Origin of the sequence: Actinomyces ruminicola (genome assembly GCF_900103885.1) — a bacterium.
In the GTDB taxonomy this organism is placed as follows: domain Bacteria; phylum Actinomycetota; class Actinomycetes; order Actinomycetales; family Actinomycetaceae; genus Actinomyces; species Actinomyces ruminicola.
Window position 1 is genome coordinate 37973 of sequence record NZ_FNIM01000014.1, and the last position, 21862, is coordinate 59834.

The window sequence follows — 21862 nt, forward strand, 5'->3', positions numbered from 1 at the left end:
GGGGTGGCGGGGCCGGGTGCCCGGGCGGGTGCCCGGCCCCGCCACCGGAAGCGGCTCAGGCGCCCCAGCCGGCGGCATTGCCGCCGACGCGCTCGGCGCGGATCTTGTCCAGGTAGCCGGAGTCCAGGAATGCCCGCATGGGGTCGGGGGCCAGCCCCTGGGACTCGCGCAGCTCGGCCAGCAGCGGGCGCACGTCGGTGCTGAAGGCGTCGACGAAGATGTCGTTGGCGGCCAGCACGTCGCCGGCGCGCTGCGCCTGGGCGAGGGCCTCGCGGTCAACCAGCAGCGCCTTGGCGGTGGCCTCCTGCACATTGGTGGCCGAGCGGATCTCGCCGGGGATCTTCTCCTCCAGGTTGTGGCACTGGTCGAGCATGAAGTTGACCCCGGAGTCGGGGGCGAGCGCCCCGACGGCGACGATCTCGTTCATGATGCGGAACAGCTGGTAGGGGTCGGCGGCGCCCACGATCAGGTCGTCGTCGGCGTAGAAGCGCGAGTTGAAGTCGAAGGCCCCCAGGCGGCCCAGCCGCAGCAGCTGCGCGACGATGAACTCGATGTTGGTGCCCGGGGCGTGGTGGCCGGTGTCGAGGACCACCTTGGCCCGCTCTCCCAGCGCCAGGCAGTGCACCAGGGAGGTGCCCCAGTCGGGCACGTCGGTGTGGTAGAAGGCCGGCTCGAAGAACTTGTACTCCAGGACCAGCTGCTGATCGTCGTCGAGCGCGGCATAGATCTCCGCCAGGGAGTCGGCGAGGCGGTCCTGGCGGGCGCGGATGGAGTCCTGGCCGGGGTAGTTGGTGCCGTCGGCCAGCCAGATCTTCAGGGCGGGCGAGCCCGTGGCGCGCATGATGTCGATGCACTCCAGGTGGTGGTCGATCGCCTTGCGGCGGATCCTTTCGTCCGGGTTGGTCAGGGAGCCGAGCTTGTAGTCCTCGTCCTGGAAGACGTTGGAGTTGATGGTGCCGATGGTGACGCCCTGGTCCTCGGCGTGAGCGCGCAGCGCCTCATAGTCGTCGACCTTGTCCCACGGGATGTGCAGGGAGACCCTGGGGGTGACGCCGGTGTACTTGTTGACCTGGGCGACGTCGTCGATCTTCTCGTACGGGTCGCGGGGCACGCCGGCGGTGGTGAAGACGCGGAAGCGGGTGCCGGAGTTGCCGAAGGCCCAGCTGGGCAGCTCGATGGTCTGGGTCTGGAGCAGGCTGCGGGCCTCGGCGCTGAGGTCGGATAGCGAGGGGGTGGTTGCCGACATGATGTTCTCTCCTTCGTGAGTTCGGCGCGGATGGTGATTGGTGTTGGTGGGGTGATGCCCGGAGGCGCGGGTTCAGGCGGTGGTGACGTGCTCGCCGTAGCGCTCCAGCTCGATGTCCTTCAGGGACTTGCCCTGGGTCTTCGGAGCGCCGATGGTGCCCACGAGCGTGGAGACGACGAGGAAGCCGATGAGGATGAGGCCATCGATCATCAGGCCGCCCTCCCACTTGAGGATGATCGGGAAGATCAGCGAGATCAGGCCGGAGGCCAGGCGGACCACGAAGAAGACGATGCCCTGCGCGGCCGAGCGGTACGGGGTGGCGAAGAGCTCGGGGGACCACACCGAGTAGAAGGCCTGGGCGGACGGGCCGGCGGACAGGCCCCAGATGATGGTGTAGCCGAAGGCGGTCCAGGCGGCGTCGGAGGGGCCGAAGACCAGGACGATCCAGGAGACGATGGCGGCCAGGCCGCCGACCAGGAAGTGCCAGCGGTAGGGGACGCGGTCGACCAGGTTCATGAAGATGAAGGTCGAGACGATCACGAAGCCCCAGGAGAGCATGGAGAATAGGTCGGTCTGGATGGTCTTGTAGCCCATGGAGCTGAGGATCGTGGGCAGGAAGATGCCGTTCTGGGAGGCTGCCTGGTTCCAGCAGGTGTAGATGACGGCCAGGAAGATGAGCGCGGTGATGTTCACGCGGCGGTTGAACAGCTTGCGGAAGGCCGCCCACATCGACGGCGGCTTGGCCTGCGCCCCGCCCTTCGCCTGCTCCCAGGTCTCGGACTCCTCCAGGCCCTGCCGGATGTACCAGGTGACCAGGGCGATCACAACCAGGTGGGCGAAGATGATCCGGCTGCCGAGCAGCCCCAGCGGGGCGAGGGCGGCGGCCAGGCCGAAGCCGATGAAGGGGCCGAAGGACCAGGCCAGCTGGGTGGCGCCGATGTGCTTGCCGCGCTGGCCGGTGGGGGCGAACTCGGCGATGTAGGTCCAGCCGGCCGGCACGGACGCGCCCACGGCCAGGCCGACGATCACGAAGCCGGTGAACAGCATGGGCAGGTTCGCGGTGAAGACGACGATCAGGCCGCCGAGCGCGTACAGCAGCAGGTCGTAGGTGTAGATGAACTTGCGCCCGTACTTGTCGCACAGGGGGCCGCCGATGAGGGCGCCGATGGCGGCGCCGAAGGCGTTGGAGCTGAAGGCCGCCAGCAGGCCGGCGATGGTGCCGTCGTCGCCGGGGAAGTACGCGGCGCCCCAGAAGCCGAGCGAGGTGGCGATGGCGATGATGGAGCCGGAGTCGATGTAGTTGGACATGGCGACGGCGGCGGTCGCCTGCCATCCGGTCAGTGGTTTGCGTGCCACGGGTTCCTCCTTGAGTCTTGGGGATGGGGTGGGCGGGTTGGGGAGGGTCAGGGCAGGTAGAAGTACTGGGGCAGGACGGCGGAGGTGCCGCCGTCGGGCTGGACGAAGTACTGGGCCATTTCCGCCTGCCAGCGGGTGTTGACCTCCTCGTCCTCCATGGCGGCCATGGCCGCGGCGGTGTCGTCGGACTCGAAGTAGCCGACGACGAGCCCGTCCTCGGGGCGCAGGAACAGCGAGTAGTTGCGCCAGCCGCAGCGGGTCAGGGCGTGGCGCATCTCCTCCCAGACGTGCTGGTGGACCTCGACGTACTCGGTGAGCCGGTCCGGGCGCACGTGCAGCAGGAAGCAGCAGCGGTGGGGGGATCGGGCCGAGGTGGTGTTCAGCAGCTCGGTGAGGGCGGCCGGGACGACGGCGGAGGCGGCCGTGGCGTCGAGGGCGGGCGGCGTGGCCGGGGCGGCACCGGCTGTGGCGGCCGCGGTGGCGGGAGCGTCGGCGGTGGGGGAGTCAGTCATGGAACGTCCTTGTTCGTGGGTGCCGCGGCGGAGGGCCGAGTCCTGAACGACGGCGTGAACCGTTTCAACGCGAGCGACCATAGCCCTGCGGCTGCCCGAGAGTCAAGGGGCGTGCTTCTGGGGCGCTGACTAGCCGGCGCCGGGAGTGTCTTAGGCGGGTAGGCCTGCGGGGCAGGCACCGAACGGTTCCCGAATACGTGTGGCGAAAGGTGGGGTGGCCTGGGCCATTTGCCTGAGCGCGCGCCTACTTCAGGCGAGTCGGGGAGTTCCTCTTCGCCTCCTGCGGAAGCGCGGGTTGGGAATCGGACTTCTTCGGTTGGGACGCCGGCGCTGTCGGCCGGGCCTCCCCAGCGGTCGTCGAACCCTCGCTACGCCTCGACCCCCAGCCGGTCCAGCCAGCGACGCACGCCGTCGGCGTCGATACTCGCCTCCAGGCGGGTGCCCGGCCTCCAGTCGCCCGTGGTGGTCTGGGCGGCCAGCTCGCGGGCGCTGGCGCCCACCGGCGAGGAGAACGACGTGCAGAACGGGACCACCGTCTTGCCCGTGAAGTCGTTGTTGCGCACGAAGTCGCCCAGCACCCAGGAGGCCTCGCCCCACCAGATGGGGTAGCCGACCAGCACGGTGCCGTAGTCGGCGAAGCCGTCGGGGGTGTCCTGCGCCAGCGCCACATGCCGCAGGCTGCGATCGATGTGCTCGCGCGACACCCGGCTGCGCGGATCGTTGTAGTCAAGGTCGGGCTCGCTGTAAGCGTCGACGGGCGCGAGCACGAAGGCGTCGGCGCCCAGCGTGCGGGTGATGGTCTCGGCCACGCGGCGGGTGTGCCCGTGGGCGGAGTAGTGGACTACGAGCGTGGTGGGGCGGGACTCGGGGGCGTCGCCGGTGGTCATCTTCGAACCTCCAATCGTCGATAACCGATTATACGGTCGGTTCTCTACCTAGTGGTGACAAACGGTTGGCTCTCCTCCCTCTCCTCCGTCTTCGCCGCCTCCTCCGCGGCGACACGTGCGCGCCGGCCCCGTCGGAGCAGGCGACCTGGAATGATGGGCCGCGGTTGCCGCGAATGCGCGCGGCTCCACTGCGCTCGCACGGCGGGCTGCAGGACGGCCCGGGTGTCTGCGTCAGGAAGGAGCGAACATGGCACGGCCCTCGGTAAGAGACGTCGCCGAGCGGGCGGGGGTGTCCGTCGGCACCGTCTCGCACGTGCTCAACCACCCCGATCGCGTCGCCCAGCCCACGCTCGACCGTGTCCGCGCCGCCATCGACGAGCTCGGCTTCGTGCGCTCCGAGGCCGCCCGCCGGCTGCGCCACGGCGGCTCCTCCCTGGTGGGGGTGCTCGTCCACGACATCTCCAACCCCTTCTTCACCGAGGCCGCCCGCGGCATTGAGGACCGGCTGCGCGAGGGCGGCCGCGTCCCCATGCTCGGCTCCACCGACTCCGACCCCGAGCGCGAGCGCGAGCTCATGAGCCTGCTGGCCGGCATGGACGTCCACGGCGTCATCGTCACCCCCTCGGTCTCCACCCTCGACAACCTGGCCGTCCTGGCCGGCCGCGGCATCCGCGTGGTGCTGATGGATCACCCGCCGATCTCCGCGGAGCTGTCCACCGTCTCCGGCGACGACGTCGCCGGCGCCCGCGCCGCCGTGTCCCACCTGATCGGCCTGGGCCACCGCCGCATCGGCTTCGTCAACGGCCCGCTGACGGTGCGGCAGGCCGCCGACCGGCGCGACGGCGTCGTCGCCGCACTGGCCGAGGCGGGCATGGATCCGGCTCACTCCCTGCTGGAGACTGAGGCCGTCAGCGGCGGACAGGGCTTCACCGCCGACGCCGGCGCCGTCGGGGCCGCCGCGCTCCTCGGGGACGAGACTCCGCCGACGGCGCTGTTCTGCGCCAACGACCAGCTCGCCATTGGCGCCATGCGGGAGATCCGCCGCCGCGGCCTGAGCATTCCGGACGATGTCGCCATCGTCGGCTACGACGACATCTCCGTGGCCTCAGAGCTGATCACCCCGCTGACCAGCGTGCGCCAGCCCATGCGGGAGATGGGGGCGGCTGCGGCCGACCTGCTGCTTTCCGACGGCGGCGGCGTGCGGCACATCGTCTTCCCGCCGGAACTCATCGTGCGCGAGTCCACCGTCGGCAAGTGACTGCTCGGCATCAATCGTCTGAGCGAGCATCACCCTTGGAGCAACGCAGCCGCGGTCGGTTTCCACTCTCAGCGGGAGAAGCGCACCGCCGTGCCGGAGGCGGTCACCATCAGCATGCCGTTGTCGCTGCCGAGGGTCTCATAGTCGATATCAACTCCGACCACGCCCTCTGCGCCGAGTTCCTGCGCTCGCTGCACCATCTCGGCCAGCGCCGTTTCCCGCGCCTGGATGAGCTCGTTCTCGTAGGACTGGGACCGGCCGCCGACCATATTGCGGAAGCCCGCCGCGATGTCCTTGAACATATTCACGCCCGCAATGGTCTCCCCGCAAACGACGCGCAGGTACTGGGTGACGGGGTAACCCTCAACGGTAGGGGTGGTGGTGACGATCATCTGGTCTCTCCGGTGGTGGGGGTGTACGGGCGGGCCGGGATCGAACCGCCAGCGCAGATTCTGCCCCGCCAAGGTGATCACGAGATCGTTCCCGTGGATGATCTTCACCTCGTCGTCGGGGCGGACGGCCTCACGCCTGCGGTCGTTCCAGCCGGGCCAGGGCGCGGGCATAGTCCGGGCCGATCTCCTGGGGACTGACCGGCTCGCCGTCGTAGGACCAGCTCAGCAGGTGCTCCACGCTGAAACCGCGTGCGCAGCGCGAGCAGGAGCACGGCAGCGCCGGGCGCCGCATCCGGTCCACGGTGTGCCCGGCGGGGCAGGTGCCCACCCAGCGACCCGCCACGCGCGGCGCGCGAATGCTCACCAGCCGGTGGCCGCTGGCCCCGATCCGCCGAGCCTCCGTGCGCCAGACGGCGTCGTGCCCGTGGGCGGAGCCCACCCGGGCGTGAGCAATCTCGTGCAGCACGGTCTCGCGCACCTCGGCCTCGTCATACAGCGCCATCAGGTGCCGTGACAGCGTGATCCGTCTGCGGGAGTGGTCGGTCTGACCGGCGCGCCGCCGGGCCCGGTCCAGGGACACCGACCAGTCGGCGAGGCCGTGCTCCTCCATGAGGACTCGAGCCAGCGCAAGCACATCGGGCAGGTTCACGTCCCGAGCGTAGTTGCCAGACGCCTGCCTGTGGCAATATTACTGCAATGTCACGCCCCGCCGCCCGGCCGCCGCGCCGCTCTCCCCAAGGCGCCCCGCGCCGCACCGCCGACCACCGGGCGGCATCAAGTCGTCGCCGTACGCCGCCGCGCGGCACCCGGCTGGCCGAAGCGGCCCGAGCCGGATCGCGTAGGGCGCGCTGGCGTCGTCGTCGGCAGCGGCGGCGTCTGGGGCCGGTCGGCGTCTTCCTCAGCGCGTTCCTGATAACGCTGCTGCTAGGCCTGCTGGTTATGAATGCCGTCGGCACTGCTCCCGCGGCCCCATCGCCCACGCCTGCCACCGAGCCGGCTGCCATCTCCCGCGACATGACCGGTTTCGACGCCGGGCACATCATCGACGACGACGTCTTCTACGACTCGACCACCATGACCGCCGCCGAGGTCGCCGCCTTCATTGACAAGGCGAATGCCGGCTGCCAGGCCGGCACTGACGGCACCCCCTGCCTGGCCGACGCCACCTTCGACACCGAGGAGCGCGCCGCCACCACCGCCTGCCCGGGCGGATACACCGCCGCCACCGGGGAGACGGCGGCCGCGATCATCTCCCAGGTGGCCACCTCCTGCGACATCAACCCGCGGGTGCTGCTCGTGCTGCTGCACAAGGAGCAGGGGCTGCTCACCGCGTCCGGGGCGAGACTGACCGCCCACCGCTACGAGGCGGCCACCGGCTACGCCTGCCCCGACGGACAGGAGTGCGATGCCGAGTACGCCGGCTTCTTCCGGCAGGTGTACGGCGCCGCCTCCCAGTTCCAGAGCTACCGGCTCGACCCGCACGGCTTCCAGGTGGTCGCCGGGGAGACCACCCAGCTGGCCTATTCGCCCAACTCGCTGTGCGGCACCGGCGAGCTGACGGCCGCCAACCAGGCGACGGCCGGCCTGTACAACTACACGCCCTACCTGGCCAACTCGGCGGCCGCCGACGGCGGCGATGACTGCACCAGCTGGGGGAACTGGAACTTCTACGGCTACTTCCGCGCCCTGTTCGGTGACCCGACGCCGTCGACCGCGGACTGACGCGCCCGGCTCACCCCCTGCGGGGCACGGGGCGGCGGGCGCGCCGGTGCAGCGGGGGCGCACAACGTGTGAGGATTACCCGCATGGAGTGGCACCCGGTGCTGACGACTGTGTGGGTCGTCCTGGAGTACGTGATCAAGTTCTTGGCGCTGGGAACCGTTCCGGAGAATCGTCGCCCGTCGTCGTCGACCGCGTGGCTGCTGCTGATCTTCCTACTGCCCGTGGTCGGTCTGCCGTTGTACGTCTTCTTGGGCAGCCCCTGGGTGCACGGCAAGCGCTACCAGCAACAGCTGGAGGCCAACGCCGCCGTCAACGAGTTCACCGCGGGCATGCCCGATGCCCCCGCCGGCGCCCGCCCCTCGCCGCACCTCGGCTCGGTGCTGCGCATGAACCGGAGGCTCACCGGCCTGCCGTGCGTCACCGGCGAGGTCGTCGCCCTGCACGCGGACTCGGCGGAGACCTATGCCGCCATGGCTCGCCTGATCGACACGGCCCAGCACCACGTGCACGTGGAGTTCTACATCCAGAGCTGGGACGAGGTCACCGACGTCTTCTACTCCGCGCTCGCCCGGGCTGCCGCACGGGGCGTGACCGTGCGCCTGCTGGTGGACCATCTCGGTTCGCGCAAGTATCCCGGCTGGAAGGACTTCGGTGCCCGCCTGTCGGCCGCAGGCGTCCAGTGGCGGCTGATGATGCCCCTGCTGCCGCACAAGCGCCGCTTCCGGCGTCCCGACTTGCGCAACCACCGCAAGGTCTTCGTCATCGATGGCGAACGCGCCTTCATCGGCTCCCACAACATCATTGACCCCACCTACCGGCTGCGCTCCAATATCCGTGCCGGGCGCACCTGGGCGGACCTGTCCGTGGAGGTCACCGGGGACATCGTCATCGAGGCCGAGACGGTCTTCGCCATGGACTGGTTCTTCGAGTCCGGGGAGGTCCTTCAGGTGCAGGACGCGCTCCCGGGCGCGCCGGACGTTGACGAGCTCCTGGAGCGCCGTCCGCCCGTGGGCACCCCGGCCCCGCAGCCGGGCCGGCCCGACGCCGTCGTCAACGCCATGCAGCTGGTGCCCTCCGGCCCGGGCTACCCGACCGAGCCGAACCTGCGCATGTTCCTGTCACTGATCCAGAACGCCACCCGGCGCGTGTCGATCACCAGCCCCTACTTCATCCCCGACGAGGCGCTGCTGGCAGCCATGACCACGGCCGCCTACCGGGGGGTGGACGTCGAGCTGTTCGTCGGCAAGGAGTCCGACCATCTCATCGTCAATCATGCCCAGCGCTCCTACTACGGGGCGCTGCTCGCCGCCGGCGTGCGCATCTACCGGTACCCGCCGCCCACCGTCCTGCACGCCAAGTACATGACCGTCGACGGCGAGGTGGCGGTGATCGGCAGCGCCAACATGGACTTCCGCTCCTTCGCCCTGAACTACGAGATGATGCTGCTCTCCTTCGGCGGCGACCTGGACGACCTGCTGCGGGACAACGACGCCTACTACCGGCGCGTGTGCACCGAACTGACTGCCGAGGAATGGGCCCGGGAGCCCTGGTGGCGGCGCTATATCGACAACGTGTGCCGACTGGTCTCCGCGGTACTGTGAAGCGCCGGTCGGCGCATGTCGCCGGGCCATGCCCGGGCAACATTGTCTGAATCCGTCATAAACGCGCCGGCGACGCTGAAATGCCTTCCGTGAATCGTTGGAATCATGCGGTCGTGGGATCGGGCAGGGGTGCCGAATCGGGTGTTTGTGACCGTTTGCGACAATGCTGGCCCGTCGAGGTCCCCGCAGCTTGACCGTTGCCCACATTCCTCCGGCTTGGGAGCATGCGAGACGCCGACGAATCAGCAGGCTGGGCTCGCGATTGACCAGGCGCTGGCCCGCTGGGACCCGGGATGCCTGCGTGAGTTTGAGCTGGCGGACGGCGCTCGGGTGGCAGATGACCTGGAAAGGCGCAGGCTGTCAGGGCCTGCCGGGAGCCTACGGGGACAGATGTGAGACCGCCAAGGCCCTCATGGACAGGGGCGGCCACAGCTGAACAGGCGAACTCGTCGTAGGGGAGACCGCGCTGCGGGCGCCCGCACGGGCTCCGTGAGGCCGGCTCCGCTCACACCTTCGCCAGCAGCTTGCCGATGCGCTGCAAGCTGACTTTGCGGGCGGTGCCGAGCGTCTGGGCGAACAGGCTCACCCGCAGCTCCTCAACCAGCCAGCGCGCCTCGGAAAGCACCGCCTCACGCCCGGGCTCCGTGGGCAGCGCCGCCGCCCGGGCGCGCGCCTCGGAAAGCATCCGCTCCGCCTGCTCCACCTGATAGGCCAGGGCCGCGTCCTGGCTGGGGGAGGACTCGGCCTTGGCGATCCGGAGGGCCAGCGCCCTGAGGTACCGCGGCAGGTGCGGCAGCTGTTCCGGTGGGGTGGCGGCGATGAACCCGTCGTACACGAGCCCCGCGGCGTGCTCGCGCACCTGCTGCAGGGTATTCAGCAGTGCCAGGGAGGTGTGGGCCGACACCTCCCGCTCCACCTCGCGCTGTGCGGACAGCGTCTTGGCGACCGCCTGCGCCACACGGTAGACCTCGTCCTCCAGCTCCTGGCGCATGACGCTCACCAGCTGCTCGAACACGGCCCGTTCCCGGACCGTGGCCAGTGGCGTGCGCTGCGCCGCCGCCCACCGGTCGGCGACGCTCCGCGCGGCGGCCAGCTGCATGTCCTCCACCAGCGCCTCGGTGGTCCGGTAGGGGCTCGCCGCCAGGGTGAGTGTCTGCGTCGGGTTCCACCGTGAGGTGACCCGGCCCGTGGGCAGGGCGGTGCGCGCCAGCGCCAGCGCCGTCACTCCCGCACCGTGCGCGCGCTCCTGGGCGACGGCGTCGGGCAGGATCCGCAGATCCACACTGCGCGCCCCCGCCGCCACCAGCGCCGGGTAGCCGCGCACCACCAGGCCGGCCGTGCCCGGGGTCTCGATCGTGGCCGGAATCGTCGACCGCTCCGGCCCCTCCAGCCCGGTGACGCCCTCGGGCCAGTCGGTGAGCCCCGAGTGCTCGGCCATGCCCGGCTCGGCGGCGCGCGTGCCCCTCGCGCCGCCCGACGCCGCAGCCGCAGTCCCCTGCGCGGATTTCCCGGGTGCAGGTGCGGCGCCCCGGCCGCTCCGCTTGCCGCGGCCACCGCCCCGACGCCGGCCCTGCGCCCGCTGCGCGTCGGCCATGGCCTGGGCGATGGCGCCGTGGACGGCGTCGCGCACGGCCGCCTCGGTGCGTCCGGCCTGACGGCGCTGCAGCACCACCAGGTCCTCATCCCGATCGAGTTCCCGGCCGGATCCGTCCACGGCCACGAAGGCCATGCGCAGGTGCTCGGGCAGCCGCTCGACGGCCTCATCCCAGTCGGTGTCGGTGATCTCCACCTGCCGCAGGCGCCCCGCCGCGTCCGCGAAGGCCTCTCGGAAGGGGACCTCCGGCGCCGACGGCGTCCCCTCGCCCCCGGCCGCACCGGGGACGTCTCGGCGGATCGCCTCCCATACCTGCGCCCCCACGTCGGGCGCGGGCACCAGCATGCGGCGTACCCGTTTGGGCAAGGCGCGGATCGTGGACACCACCAGTTCGGGGCGCAGACCCGGCACCAGCCAGTCGAAGCCGACCGGTGCCAGCCGCCCCAGCACCTCCACCGGAACCAGCACGCTCACGCCGTCGTTCGGGGCGCCCGGCTCGAAGACGTACTCCAGGCCGAGCGTCAGGTCGCCCTGCACCCAGGCGTCCGGGAAGCCGGTGGTGTCGTCCCCGCCCGGCAGCAGCAGTTCGCGGGTGAAGTCGAGCAGGTCTGGGTGGTTGCGGCGCTCACGCTTCCACCAGGCGTCGAAGTCGTTCGCGCCGTAGACGTCTTCGGGCAGGCGGTCGTCGTAGAAGTCGAACAGGGCCTCGTCGCTGGCCAGCAGCCCGTGCTCGCGGCGCCGCTGCTCGACGTCGGCCAGCTCCTCCAGCAGCTCCCGGTTGCGCTGCACGAAGCCGTGCCGGGCATGCCAGCCGCCCTCCACCAGCCCGGAGCGGATGAACATCTCCCGCGCCAGCTCGCGCGCGTCGGCGGTTCCGACCGAGGCGAGCGTGGCCGGTCGATCTGCCACCAGGGTCATGCCGTACAGCAGCAGCTTCTCGTGCACCATGGCGGCGCCGCGGCGCGTGGACCAGTACGGCTCCCCGTACACCCGGTGCAGCAGCCCGGCCGCCCCGGCCGCCTCCTCGATCCAGCGGGCGTCGACCTTGGCGACGGTGCGGGCGAACAGGCGGGAGGTCTCCACCAGCTCCGCCGTCATCACCCAGTCGTAGCTCTTGCGCCGCAGCCCCGAGCCCGGCCAGATCACGAAGTGGCTGCCGCGCGCGCCCGCGTACTCCCGACGCCGCTCGTCCCAGGTGCCCACGTTGGACAGCAGGCCCACCAGCAGGGAGCGGTGGATCGCGTCGGCGCTGGGCGTGTCCGCGCTGCGGCCCAGGGCGACGACGGCGGCCGCCACGTCCCCGTGGGCGATCGTGGCCGCCTGCGTGCCCGGTTCCAGACGGGCCCCGGCGGCTCGCACGGCGCTCGCGGTGGGCAGGTCCACCGGGGCCGCGCGCAGCCCCAGCGGGCGAGCCAGCTGGCGCAGTTGGTTGTACACGTCCTGCCACTCGCGCACCCGCAGGTAGTGCAGGTACTCGGCGCGGCACATGCGTCGGAAGGCGGAGCCGGACAGGTCGCGCTGCTGGGTGCGCAGATAGCGCCACAGGTTCAGGTAGGTCAGGAAGTCGCTGGTCGGCTCGGCGAAGCGCCGGTGCAGGGCGTCGGCCGCCTCCTGGCGGTCGGCGGGGCGCTCGCGCACGTCCTGCATGGACAGCGCGGCGACGATCACCATGACCTCGCTGACGCAGCCGAGTTCGCCGGCCTGAAGCAGCATGCGCCCCAGCCGCGGGTCGATGGGCAGGCGGGCCAGGCGTCGCCCCACCTCGGTCAGCCGCGGCCCGCCGGCGTCGTCGCCCCGGCCGCCCCGACGCCGTCGGCCCGCGCCCCCGCCGCCGACCGGCTCAATGGCGCCGATCTCGCTCAGCAGCTGGATGCCGTCGCGCACGGCGCGGGAGTCGGGGGCGTCGAGGAAGGGGAAGTCCTGCACCTCGCCCAGACCGAGCGCGGCCATCTGCAGAATCACCGAGGCCAGCGAGGTGCGCAGGATCTCCGGCTCGGTGTACTCCGGGCGGGAGTCGAAATCGGACTGCGAGTACAGGCGGATGGCGATGCCGTCGGCGACGCGCCCGCAGCGCCCCGAGCGCTGGTTGGCACTGGCCCGGCTGATCGGCTCGATCGGCAGGCGCTGTACCTTGGTGCGGTTGGAGTAGCGGGAGATGCGTGCCAGGCCCGGGTCGATCACATAGCGGATGCCGGGGACGGTCAGGGAGGTCTCGGCCACGTTGGTGGCCAGCACGATGCGGCGGCAGGTGTGCGCCTCGAAGATGCGGTGCTGCTCGGCGGCGGACAGTCGCGAGAACAGGGGTACGACCTCTACGGCGCCGGGCGCGGAGGTGCGCCCGTGCGGGGTGTAGCGCGGGCCCAGGTGGTCGATGAGTGCCGACTCGGTGTCGCGGATGTCCCGCTCCCCGGCGAGGAAGACCAGGATGTCGCCGCTGCCCGCGGCCATGAGCTCGTCAGCGGCGTCGAGGATGCCGGTGACCTGGTCGCGTTCGGTCTCGGGGGGAGTATCGGCGGCTGTGGGGGAGACGGCGTCGGGGTCGTCGGGGTCGAGCATGAGCGGCCGGTAGCGGATCTCGACCGGGTAGGTGCGTCCGGACACCTCGATCACTGGAGCGGGGGAGCCCTGGCCGAAGTGGGCGGCGAAGCGCACCGAGTCGATGGTGGCGGAGGTGATGATGACCTTCAGGTCGGGGCGCTGGGGCAGGAGCCGGGCCAGGTAGCCGAGGATGAAGTCGATGTTGAGGCTGCGCTCGTGCGCCTCGTCAACGATGATCGTGTCGTAGCGCCGCAGCAGGGGGTCGGACTGGATCTCCGCCAGCAGGATGCCGTCGGTCATGAGCTTGACCAGCGTGCCCGGGCCGATCTCCTCGGTGAAGCGCATCTGGTAGCCGACCACGCCGTCGGGGCCGATGGGGGTGGCCAGCTCGTGGGCAATGCGCTCGGCCACCGAACGGGCGGCGATGCGCCGGGGCTGGGTGTGGCCGATCATGCCGGTGATGCCGCGGCCCAGCTCCAGGCAGATCTTGGGCAGCTGGGTGGTCTTGCCCGAGCCGGTCTCCCCGGCCACGATCACCACCTGGTTATCGCGGATCGCGGCGGCGATCTCCTCGCGACGGGCGCTGACGGGCAGCTCTTCGGGATAGGTGATCACCGGGACGGCGGCGCGCCGGGACTCCACCTGCTCGGGGGTGTAGCCGTGCCACTGCCGATACCGGCCGGTTCCCCGGCGGTGTCCACGGGGATGGCGCCCACGCCTGCCACCGCCGTTGCTGCTGTCGGCTTCAGGGCGGCCCGCGCGCCGGGTCGGTCGCTCGTTGTCACTCATCAGGGGGTCTATTGTGGCCCATCCCCGCATCCCCGCTCCTCCCCTCGCCGAGATCGGTAGAAGTCACGTGCCCAGATCGGTAGATATGGCGCGGAGTGGTGGCCAGCATCCTCGTTGCGCCTCATGACTTCGAGCCGGCGGTGGGCGAATGCCCGAGGATACTCGGACCTGTCACGGACTGCACCACTTTCCACTCGAGTGGGTTCGGGACGCGATAGCGAAACCGCATGACTTCGCGGATTCTTAGGAGAACATGGACGTCTGGGTGTATGAATGTGGTGCATCCCGTGACAGGGATGGGGCGTTTGCTGGCTCTTCCGGTTTGAGGGTGTGGTGTGGCACCCTGTGGGCGCTTGTGGTTGGGGTGCGACCGCGTGTTGTGACCGTGTTCCCCTGTCTGAACTGCGATTGCGTGTCTGGGCCGTCTGAGAGACGTCTTCCAGACGGCCCAAACCGGCGTAGACGGTCCAAACCGGTGCGGCGGAGGCGGTGCCTCTTGGGATCTCCCGCTCCGGGTAGACGCCGCGGCCTGTGACACGGTGCGCCTCGGGCCTGTGGCGGGGATCGTCCACTACGCCGGTTAGGTGTTTGTTGAAGGGCTCTGGAGCCTTCAGCAGACGTCGAAGGGACGTACCCAACGCCGTATTCGGGATCTAGGGCCTCAAACCCCTGTTAGCAACTGCCCGGCTCAGGAGCCCACCACCCACCACGCCCGATATGCATACCCGCGTAAACCGGAAGACCCCGGTCACCCTGGCTGCCCAGCGCCATAGCGACCGATCTCGGCACGTAACTTCTACCGATCTCGGCGGGGTCAGCGCAGGCGGCGGGTGACCCACTCGGTGCTCAGGCGCGCGATCTCCTCGGTGGCCGCGTCACCGTCGGCCTGCACCTGGTACAGGCGGCTTCCCTCGGGCAGCAGCGGGAAGGCCTCGGTGGCGGCCTCCGCGGTGTCCGGCAGCTCATCGGTGAGGCCGCCGTGCAGCATGAGGATGGGCCAGGGCAGGTCCGCCATCGTCTTGTCCGGAGACTGGAGCGAGACGTCGGCCAGTGTCTCCTTGCTGAGCACGTCCCACTTGCGCGAGTTCGGGTTGTCATCGGGCAGACGGGTCAGCCCGTGCCGGTCGAGTTCGTCGAGCTGCTCGGGGGAGAAGACGTTCTCCCACAGGATCGACTGCGGGCCCACCACGGCCCCGGCGACGACGGCGGTGCGCACCTGCTCGGGGCGCGCCAGCAGTGCGGCGGTGGCGCCGAAGCCGTTGGCGTGGATCGCCTGACGGACATAGCCGCGGTTGGCGAGCCAGCCGGAGACGGCCTGGAGATCTTCGATCTCTCCCGCCAGGGTGATCACGTCGTCGTCGGACTCGCCCAGGCCCGAGAAGTCGAACTGGAGCGTGGCCAGGCCGGCCGCCCGGTAGTGCTCGGCGATCTTGTCCAGCCTGTCGGCCAGGCCGTGGCGGTCGGTGAGGAAGTCGTGGGCGAGAATGACTACTCCCTCGGCGCGGGGAGGGACCGCCTGTCCGGCGGCGTCGAAGACATCCGGATCGAAGGGCTCGGCACCTTCGGGAAGACGCATCGTCGCGGCAAGATTGATGCCACGGGCCGTGTCGATGCGTAGGTTCACCATGGCTTCAAGGTAGGTCAAGGCCAGCTGCAAGTCACGGGTACTGGCGCTGTGACCAGGCCAATTGCGCTGCCAGCGTGACGATGCCGACTCGGCGTCAGCCGCGCTCTGGGCGTGGACGCAGACAGCTCGTAGCGGCTCCCGAGGCGCGTTGGCGCCCGCTCCTGGAGGAGCGGGCGCCAACGCGCCAACGGTTGTGCGGCTACGGGCCAGGGCTCAGTACGAGGACTGCTCGTCAGCCTCCTCGGCATCGGCCCGCTCGGTATTGTCCGTGCTCTCGGCCTTGAGCGCCTCGAAGGCTGCGTCGACGTCGCCTTCGGTGATCTGCGCGGGGGCGGAGGCGCCGGGAAGCGTGGTGTTGCTGCCTGCCTTGAGCGCCGCCAGCCGCGCCTCGGCCTCCAACTGCTGGTCGGAGGACTCCAGCTCGGCGAACTGGGCCTCCAGCGAGGCGCCGGCGATCTCCGCCTGTCCGGCGGCCTGCGCCTCAACGCGGCGCACCTGGTCCTCGTAGCGGGCGAGTTCACTGGTGGGGTCCATGACGTTGATTGAGCGGATAGCGCCCTGCACCTTGACCTGCGCCTCGGCGTTCTTCTGCCGGGCGACCAGCTGGTCGCGCTTGGTCTGCAGCTCACCGAGCTTGGCCTCCATCTGCTGCAGGCCCGCCTTGAGCTGGTCGACGACCTGCTGCTGGGAGGCGATCATCGGCTCGGCCTGCTTGGCCTCGTTCTCGGCGGTGATCTGCTTGGTCAGGGCGATCTTCGCCAGGGAGTCCCACTTGTCGGCCCCGGCTGCGTCCCCGCCGGCGCGCAGCTCGTCCGCCTTGCGCGAGGCGGCCAGGGCCTTGTTGCCCCAATCCTTGGCCTCGGCGACGTCTGCTTCGTGGTCCTTCTCCGCCAGGCGCAGGTTGCCGATGGTCTGGGCGACGGCGTCGCGCGCCTCCGCGATGGATGCCCTGTAGTCGCGCACCAACTGGTCGAGCATCTTCTCCGGATCCTCGGCGCGGTCGATGAGGGCGTTGATGTTGGCGCGGGTGAGCTGGGCGATGCGGCCCAGGATTGACTGCTTCTCAGCCATGTGGTTTCCCTTCGTCATGCTCGCCCGGGGTCGGCCGGGCGGGGCGGTTACCGGAGCCATACTTCCAGCAAACGTGGCGGTTTTGGCTCATCACGGCCGGTTTCGCCGACGACGATCCCCGCCTGGCGGGTCGGCAAGGCGCCTCACGGTGAAGCGCGCCGTCCCCACGGCGCCGCCCCGGGCCGGCCGGGGGACGGGCTTAGAAGCGGCCGCCGCCCCCGCCGAAGCCGCCGCCACGGCCCCCGCCGAAGCTGCCTCCCCCGCCACCGAAGCCGCCGCCTCGCGGACCGCCGAAGCCCCCGCCGAAGCCGCCGCCGCGAGGTGGACGCGGCGGGCGCGGTCCGCCGCCCCACCCGCCGTAGTTGCGGCCTCCGCCGAGCAGGATGCCGCCGAGCACGAGCGAGCCCAGGTCGATTCCGCCCTGACTGGATGAGCCGCCGGAGCCGGATCCCCAGGAGCTGGAGTTACGCACGTCGGCCTCCGCCTGGGCCTGAGCCTGCGCGACCAGCGACTCCCCCGAGGCCACCTCCGCGAGGGCCGCCGTCGGATCCGTCGTCTGCAGGGAGGTGGCTGCGGCGGCGTGGCGGGAGGCCTCGGCCAGGGCGGTGCGGGCGGAGGAGCCGACGGCGCCGCGGTAGCTGGTGATGTAGGAGGTCACCGCCGAGATCTGCGAGTTGAGTCGCCCCAGGCGGGAGACCAGGGTGGCCCGGGCGCGTGAGTCGTTCTCCTCCTTGGCCCGTGCCGGTGCCAGTGCGGCGTCGAGCGCGGACTCGGCGCGGGCCAGGTGGTCCAGGGCGGCGAGCGGATCGCCGTCGGGACCGGCGGCAGCGCGGCCCTCGGCTACGGCCGCCTCCGCGTCGGCCACCAGCGGCTGCAGCGAGGCGCCGGGAAGCTGCCCGGCCAGCCGCTGGGCGTCCACCAGGTCTGCGGAGATGGAGGCGATGGCCGCATCCAGGTCGGCGCTCGCCCGCTCCAGGCGCTCGCGCACGCCGCGCACCTGCCCTGCCAGTTCGGTCGCCTGGGCGATCGAGGCCTGGGCGATGCGCACCTGCTCCACGGCGGTGGACTGCTTGCCGGACTCGGCGCTGTTCCGCGCCTGCTCCAGGGCGGCCCGGCCCGCCTCTACCAGCTTGCGGGCCCGCGCGGGGGCCTCGGAGATGGAGCTGAGCGCGCTCGCTGGGTAGGTGGCGTGCAGGGTGACCAGCAGCGTGTCGGCCGCAGTGATGGCCTGCTCGGCCTCGTCGGCGCGCTGCGCGGTCTCAGCGATGGAGCGCGGCAGGTTCTCCTCGATGCCGCGACGCTCCTTGAAGGCAGCCTCATGCGCCTGGATGGCGGCGGTGGCCTCGGCGCAGTGGGACAGGATCTCCTGGCACAGCCGACGCTGCTCGGCCTCGTCTCCGGGGGCGTTGTCCAAGCGGCCGCGCAGTTCGAAGGCCCCCGCCACGTGCTCCTGGGCGGCGGCGAGCGCGGCGGTGAACTCATCGGTGGCGGACAGGCCGAACTGGGCCTGCGCGTAGGACAGCTCCTCGGCCGCGGAGCGCACGGTGTCGTCGGTGCTCACCAGGGTGGCGCCGGCGCGGGTGCGCAGCTGGTCCAGGGACTCGGCCGGCTGGACGGCCCTGCCGGAGCCCTGCTTGCGCTTGCGGCTGCGGCTGTAGGCGACGACGCCCACTGTGCCCGCCCCGACGGCGGCGAGGCCCAGGACCAGCCCCGAGCCCCCCGAGCCGGAGGAGCCGGCGGCGTCCGCGATGACGGTTACGGCGCCGTCGTAGTCCTTGCTCACCAGTGCCTTTTGTATGTCGCTGCGCACGGAGTCGAGCTTGGAGTCGGACCACACCGAGTCGTCGGCCGAGCCGCCGAAGGCGAAGGTGTTGTTGCCGTCGGCGGGCATGTTGATCACCAGCAGCAGGTCGGTGGTGCCCAGTCCGGAGGCGTTCCATGCCTTGGCGGCGTACTGCGAGGCGGTCTGGGAGTCGTCCCGCATGGTGACGATCCACAGGCCGACGCCGTCCTCGGCCAGCTTGTCGACGGCCGCCTGGGCAGTCGAGGCGTTGAGCAGGCCCGCGTCGTCGGTCACATGATCAGTGATGCGGGTCGACACCTCGGTCGGCACGGTCGCGGTGCCGACGCTGTCGGCTACGGCGACGGCGGTGAAGGCGCTGGGCGCGGGATACGGCGCTGCGGTCGCCGTCGGCGCGGCCCCGACCGTGGCCGCGGCGCCGAGCAGCACGGCGCCGAGCACAAGGCGGGCGGCGCGGCGTGCCGCGGGTGTGCTCAAGGACAATGCCGGTCCGTGGGCTGCGCAGGAGCTGTAGGAACCGGCATAGGCAGTGGTGCCCGTGGCCGGGCGGGCAATCGATCGCATCGGGAACATCGTCCCTGGTGGGGGGTGCCACGGCAAGCGGTTTCGCCCCCGGCACGCCATGCCGACCGGTCTCGGCACGCAACTTCTACCGATTTCGGCACGTAACTTCGACCGATCTCGGTGAGAGGGGACGGGTCGGCCGTCGTGCGGCTCACAGGTGCGGTGTCGCCCTTGCGTCCGTGGCGCTCGCGCCCACCAATAGTCCCCATGACTGACACCATCCGCACCTCCGCCGACGCCGCCACCGTCTCCTCCGCCCCGAGGTCCGCTGCCGAAACGGTCATCACCGTGATTGAGCCGGAGCCGCAGGCGCCCCTGGGACGTCTGCGCGAATGGCTGTCAGCCCAGAAGTTGGCCCTGCGCATGGTGCGGCCCGAGGCCGGCGACCCGCTGCCGGCCCTCGATGAGCTCGGCGACGGACTGGTGGTGCTCGGCGGGCCCATGAGCGCCCACGCCGAGGACGCCCACCCCTGGATCGGGCCGCTGCGGGGGCTGCTGCGCGACGTCGTCGACGCGGGTGTGCCGACCGTGGCCATCTGCCTGGGCGCGCAGATTGCTGCCGAGGCCGTCGGCGGAACCACCGCCACCCCCTCTCCTCATGGCACCGAGCGCGGCGTGGTGGACCTGGAGCTGACCGACGCCGCCGCCACCGACCCCCTCTTCTCCGAGATCGTCGACGAGGCGGTGCGGGCCGCCGTGCGGGCCGGCATTCCCACCCAAGACGGCACGCGGCTGCCGGTGCTCGTCTCCCACGACGACGGCGTTGTCAACCTGCCCGAGACGGCCACGCTGCTGGCCTCCTCCGCGGGCGCGCCGGTGCAGGCCTGGCGCGTCGGCCACCTGCTGGCGCTGCAGCACCACCCGGAGTCCACGCCCGCCCGGATGGAGCGGGTGGAGTCACGCGTGACCGCGTGGAAGCTGGGAGCGGTAGCCGACATGGAGGAGCTGAAGGACCTCACCGACGACGAGCTGCCCGCCGAGGCGGTGTCGGCCGGGCGGCGCGTGCGCGCCGAGGCGGAGCGAGCCGAGCCCGTGGTGCAGGCCTTCGGCCGTGCACTGGCCCGTGTGCTGGCGCGGCAGGCCCGTGCTCACCGCGCCAGCGGCTACCGCGAGGCCTGAAGCCCCTCCAGGTCCTCGGCGTCGATCACCTCGTAGGCGTAGCCCTGCTCGGCCAGGAAGCGCTGCCGGTGCGCGGCGAACTCCTGGTCCACCGTGTCGCGGGCGATCACCGTGTAGAAGTGCGCCTGCCGCCCGTCTTCCTTGGGGCGCACGATCCGCCCCAGCCGCTGCGCCTCCTCCTGCCGGGACCCGAAGGAGCCGGACACCTGCACCGCCACCGAGGCGCCGGGCAGGTCGATGGAGAAGTTGGCGACCTTGGAGACCACCAGCGTGCTCACCTCGCCGGAACGGAAGGCGTCATACAGGCGCTGACGCTCGCGCACCGTCGTCGCCCCGGTGATCAGCGGCGCCCCCAGATGCTCGGCCAGCTCCTCCAGCTGGTCCACGTACTGGCCGATCACCAGCGCCGACTCCCCGGGGTGGCGGGCCAGCAGGGCGTCAACAATGCGCAGCTTCGCCGGGCTGGACGCGGCCAGCCGATAGCGCTCCTCTGCCTCTGCGGTGGCGTAGGTCATGCGCTCCCCGGCCTCCAGGGTCAGCCGCACCTCAGTGCACACGGCCGGGGCGATCCAGCCCTGATTCTCCAGGTCCTTCCAAGGGGCGTCGTAGCGCTTGGGGCCGATGAGCGAGAACACTTCGTCCTCCCGGCCGTCCTCGCGCACCAGCGTCGCCGTCAGTCCCAGCCGACGGCGGGCCTGCAGGTCCGCCGTCATGCGGAAGATCGGGGCCGGCAGCAGGTGCACCTCGTCGTAGACGATCAGCCCCCAGTCGCGGGCGTCCAGTAGGTCCAGGTGCGGGTAGACGCCCTTCCGCTTGGTGGTCAGCACCTGGTAGGTGGCGATCGTGACCGGGCGGATCTCCTTGCGCGCACCGGAGTACTCGCCGATCTCGTCCTCGGTCAGAGAGGTGAAGCGCATCAATTCCTGCTTCCACTGGCGGGCGGAGACGGCGTTGGTCACCAGGATCAGGGTGGTGGTGGCCGAGCGGGCCATCGCCGCCGCTCCCACCAGCGTCTTGCCGGCCCCGCACGGCAGTACCACTACGCCGGAGCCGCCCGCCCAGAAGGAGTCGACCGCCTCGACCTGATATGGGCGCAGCGCGAAGGCGCCCTCGACCCCCGCGGCCACATCCGCAGCCGAGTCTTGCAGCGCGATCGGGTGCGCCTCGCCGTCGACGTAGCCCGCCAGGTCCTCCGCCGGCCAGCCCAGCTTGATCAGCACCTGCTTGAGGTGACCGCGCTCGGACGGGTGGACCACCACGTCCGCATCCCCCAGGCGCGCCCCCAGCAGGCCCTTGGTGCGCTTGGAGCGCATCACCTCCGCCAGGACGGGGGCGTCGGTGGCGTGCAGCACCAGCCCGTGCGCCGGGTCGGTGACCAGCTGCAGCCGTCCGTAGCGGCCCATGGTCTCGGCGATCTCGGTAAGCAGCGAGTGCGGCACGGGGAAGCGCGAGTAGGTGATGAGCACATGGATGACGGTCTCGGCGTCCAACCCGGCGGCCCGCGCGTTCCACAGGGCCAGTGGGGTGATCCGGTAGGTGTGGATGTGCTCCGGGGCGCGCTCCAGCTCGGCGAAGGGGGCGATGGCGCGGCGGGCGTCGGCGGCGTCCGGGTGGGCGACCTCCAGCAGGACCGTCTTGTCGCTCTGGACGATCAGCGGACCGTCGGGCAGGGCGGGGGAGGGCCGGGAATCTGACATGGGCGGGAGTATCCCAGCGGGCGACGTCGTCCCGCCGTGATGCAGGCGACGCATTCACCGCCAGCGGAGCGGCGCCCGCAGTAAATTG

15 protein-coding genes are annotated in these 21862 nt (G+C 71.0%); 4 read left to right on the top strand and 11 right to left on the bottom strand.

Translation table 11 applies throughout. From position 1 onward, the window contains the following. Positions 1-55 precede the first annotated feature (55 nt). The 4 genes from rhaI to BLR49_RS10340 form a co-directional block, all read right to left on the bottom strand. Positions 56-1246: an L-rhamnose isomerase gene (rhaI, locus tag BLR49_RS10325; protein ID WP_092537323.1), complete on the bottom strand. Its 1191-nt coding sequence runs from the start codon at positions 1244-1246 to the stop codon at positions 56-58. 72 nt (positions 1247-1318) lie between these two features. Beyond that, positions 1319-2602, bottom strand: coding sequence for an MFS transporter (locus tag BLR49_RS10330; RefSeq protein ID WP_092537325.1), 1284 nt, complete (start codon positions 2600-2602; stop codon positions 1319-1321). 47 nt (positions 2603-2649) lie between these two features. After that, positions 2650-3114: an L-rhamnose mutarotase gene (locus tag BLR49_RS10335; protein WP_092537327.1), complete on the bottom strand. Its 465-nt coding sequence runs from the start codon at positions 3112-3114 to the stop codon at positions 2650-2652. Positions 3115-3482: 368 nt separating this feature from the next. Continuing rightward, a complete protein-coding gene (locus tag BLR49_RS10340; protein WP_092537329.1) occupies positions 3483-4001 on the bottom strand; it encodes a flavodoxin in 519 nt (172 codons plus the stop codon). A 247-nt stretch (positions 4002-4248) separates the two neighbouring features. Here BLR49_RS10340 and BLR49_RS10345 point away from each other — a divergent pair, with 247 nt between their 5' ends. Continuing rightward, the gene (locus BLR49_RS10345; RefSeq protein ID WP_092537331.1) at positions 4249-5259 is read left to right on the top strand and encodes a LacI family DNA-binding transcriptional regulator; all 1011 of its coding nucleotides are present in this window, start codon (positions 4249-4251) and stop codon (positions 5257-5259) included. Between the two features lie 68 nt (positions 5260-5327). Here the strand turns inward: BLR49_RS10345 and BLR49_RS10350 are convergent, their stop codons facing one another. Next, on the bottom strand, positions 5328-5651 hold the full coding sequence (locus BLR49_RS10350; RefSeq protein ID WP_092537378.1) for a putative heavy metal-binding protein: 324 nt from the start codon (positions 5649-5651) through the stop codon (positions 5328-5330). A 130-nt stretch (positions 5652-5781) separates the two neighbouring features. Beyond that, a complete protein-coding gene (locus BLR49_RS10355; RefSeq protein ID WP_092537332.1) occupies positions 5782-6300 on the bottom strand; it encodes a SprT-like domain-containing protein in 519 nt (172 codons plus the stop codon). Between the two features lie 47 nt (positions 6301-6347). On the opposite strand from BLR49_RS10355, the gene BLR49_RS10360 reads away from it, so the two are divergent. Both BLR49_RS10360 and BLR49_RS10365 read left to right on the top strand, forming a co-directional pair. Beyond that, a complete protein-coding gene (locus BLR49_RS10360) occupies positions 6348-7373 on the top strand; it encodes a hypothetical protein (RefSeq protein WP_245690608.1) in 1026 nt (341 codons plus the stop codon). An 83-nt stretch (positions 7374-7456) separates the two neighbouring features. Further along, positions 7457-8974 (top strand): phospholipase D-like domain-containing protein, encoded by a 1518-nt coding sequence (locus BLR49_RS10365; protein WP_092537334.1) that lies wholly within the window; start codon positions 7457-7459, stop codon positions 8972-8974. 505 nt (positions 8975-9479) lie between these two features. On the opposite strand, the gene hrpA is transcribed toward BLR49_RS10365, so the two are convergent. The 4 genes from hrpA to BLR49_RS10385 all read right to left on the bottom strand — a co-directional run bounded on the left by hrpA (position 9480) and on the right by BLR49_RS10385 (position 18871). Next, a complete protein-coding gene (hrpA, locus tag BLR49_RS10370) occupies positions 9480-13895 on the bottom strand; it encodes an ATP-dependent RNA helicase HrpA (protein WP_092537382.1) in 4416 nt (1471 codons plus the stop codon). 814 nt (positions 13896-14709) lie between these two features. Then, entirely contained in the window at positions 14710-15522 is an 813-nt protein-coding gene (locus tag BLR49_RS10375; protein ID WP_092537336.1) for an alpha/beta hydrolase family protein, read from the bottom strand. Between the two features lie 213 nt (positions 15523-15735). Next, entirely contained in the window at positions 15736-16593 is an 858-nt protein-coding gene (locus tag BLR49_RS10380; protein ID WP_092537338.1) for a PspA/IM30 family protein, read from the bottom strand. A gap of 199 nt (positions 16594-16792) precedes the next feature. Then, positions 16793-18871, bottom strand: a complete 2079-nt coding sequence (locus BLR49_RS10385) for a TPM domain-containing protein (protein ID WP_218121351.1) — start codon at positions 18869-18871, stop codon at positions 16793-16795. A 294-nt stretch (positions 18872-19165) separates the two neighbouring features. Between BLR49_RS10385 and BLR49_RS10390 the strand changes: the two genes are divergently transcribed. Continuing rightward, entirely contained in the window at positions 19166-20077 is a 912-nt protein-coding gene (locus BLR49_RS10390; protein WP_092537342.1) for a type 1 glutamine amidotransferase, read from the top strand. On the opposite strand, the gene BLR49_RS10395 is transcribed toward BLR49_RS10390, so the two are convergent. Beyond that, on the bottom strand, positions 20062-21774 hold the full coding sequence (locus BLR49_RS10395) for a DNA repair helicase XPB (RefSeq protein ID WP_092537344.1): 1713 nt from the start codon (positions 21772-21774) through the stop codon (positions 20062-20064). The genes BLR49_RS10390 and BLR49_RS10395 overlap by 16 nt on opposite strands. Positions 21775-21862 lie beyond the last annotated feature (88 nt).

What these genes read in the sequence shown, in the direction of transcription:
- BLR49_RS10380 (WP_092537338.1), bottom strand. Translation starts at nt 16,593, where the DNA reads ATGGCTGAGAAGCAGTCAATCCTGGGCCGCATCGCCCAGCTCACCCGC.
- BLR49_RS10365 (WP_092537334.1), top strand. Translation starts at nt 7,457, where the DNA reads ATGGAGTGGCACCCGGTGCTGACGACTGTGTGGGTCGTCCTGGAGTAC.
- BLR49_RS10375 (WP_092537336.1), bottom strand. Translation starts at nt 15,522, where the DNA reads ATGGTGAACCTACGCATCGACACGGCCCGTGGCATCAATCTTGCCGCG.
- BLR49_RS10345 (WP_092537331.1), top strand. Translation starts at nt 4,249, where the DNA reads ATGGCACGGCCCTCGGTAAGAGACGTCGCCGAGCGGGCGGGGGTGTCC.
- BLR49_RS10395 (WP_092537344.1), bottom strand. Translation starts at nt 21,774, where the DNA reads ATGTCAGATTCCCGGCCCTCCCCCGCCCTGCCCGACGGTCCGCTGATC.
- rhaI (WP_092537323.1), bottom strand. Translation starts at nt 1,246, where the DNA reads ATGTCGGCAACCACCCCCTCGCTATCCGACCTCAGCGCCGAGGCCCGC.
- BLR49_RS10350 (WP_092537378.1), bottom strand. Translation starts at nt 5,651, where the DNA reads ATGATCGTCACCACCACCCCTACCGTTGAGGGTTACCCCGTCACCCAG.
- BLR49_RS10360 (WP_245690608.1), top strand. Translation starts at nt 6,348, where the DNA reads ATGTCACGCCCCGCCGCCCGGCCGCCGCGCCGCTCTCCCCAAGGCGCC.
- BLR49_RS10340 (WP_092537329.1), bottom strand. Translation starts at nt 4,001, where the DNA reads ATGACCACCGGCGACGCCCCCGAGTCCCGCCCCACCACGCTCGTAGTC.
- BLR49_RS10335 (WP_092537327.1), bottom strand. Translation starts at nt 3,114, where the DNA reads ATGACTGACTCCCCCACCGCCGACGCTCCCGCCACCGCGGCCGCCACA.
- hrpA (WP_092537382.1), bottom strand. Translation starts at nt 13,895, where the DNA reads ATGAGTGACAACGAGCGACCGACCCGGCGCGCGGGCCGCCCTGAAGCC.
- BLR49_RS10390 (WP_092537342.1), top strand. Translation starts at nt 19,166, where the DNA reads ATGACTGACACCATCCGCACCTCCGCCGACGCCGCCACCGTCTCCTCC.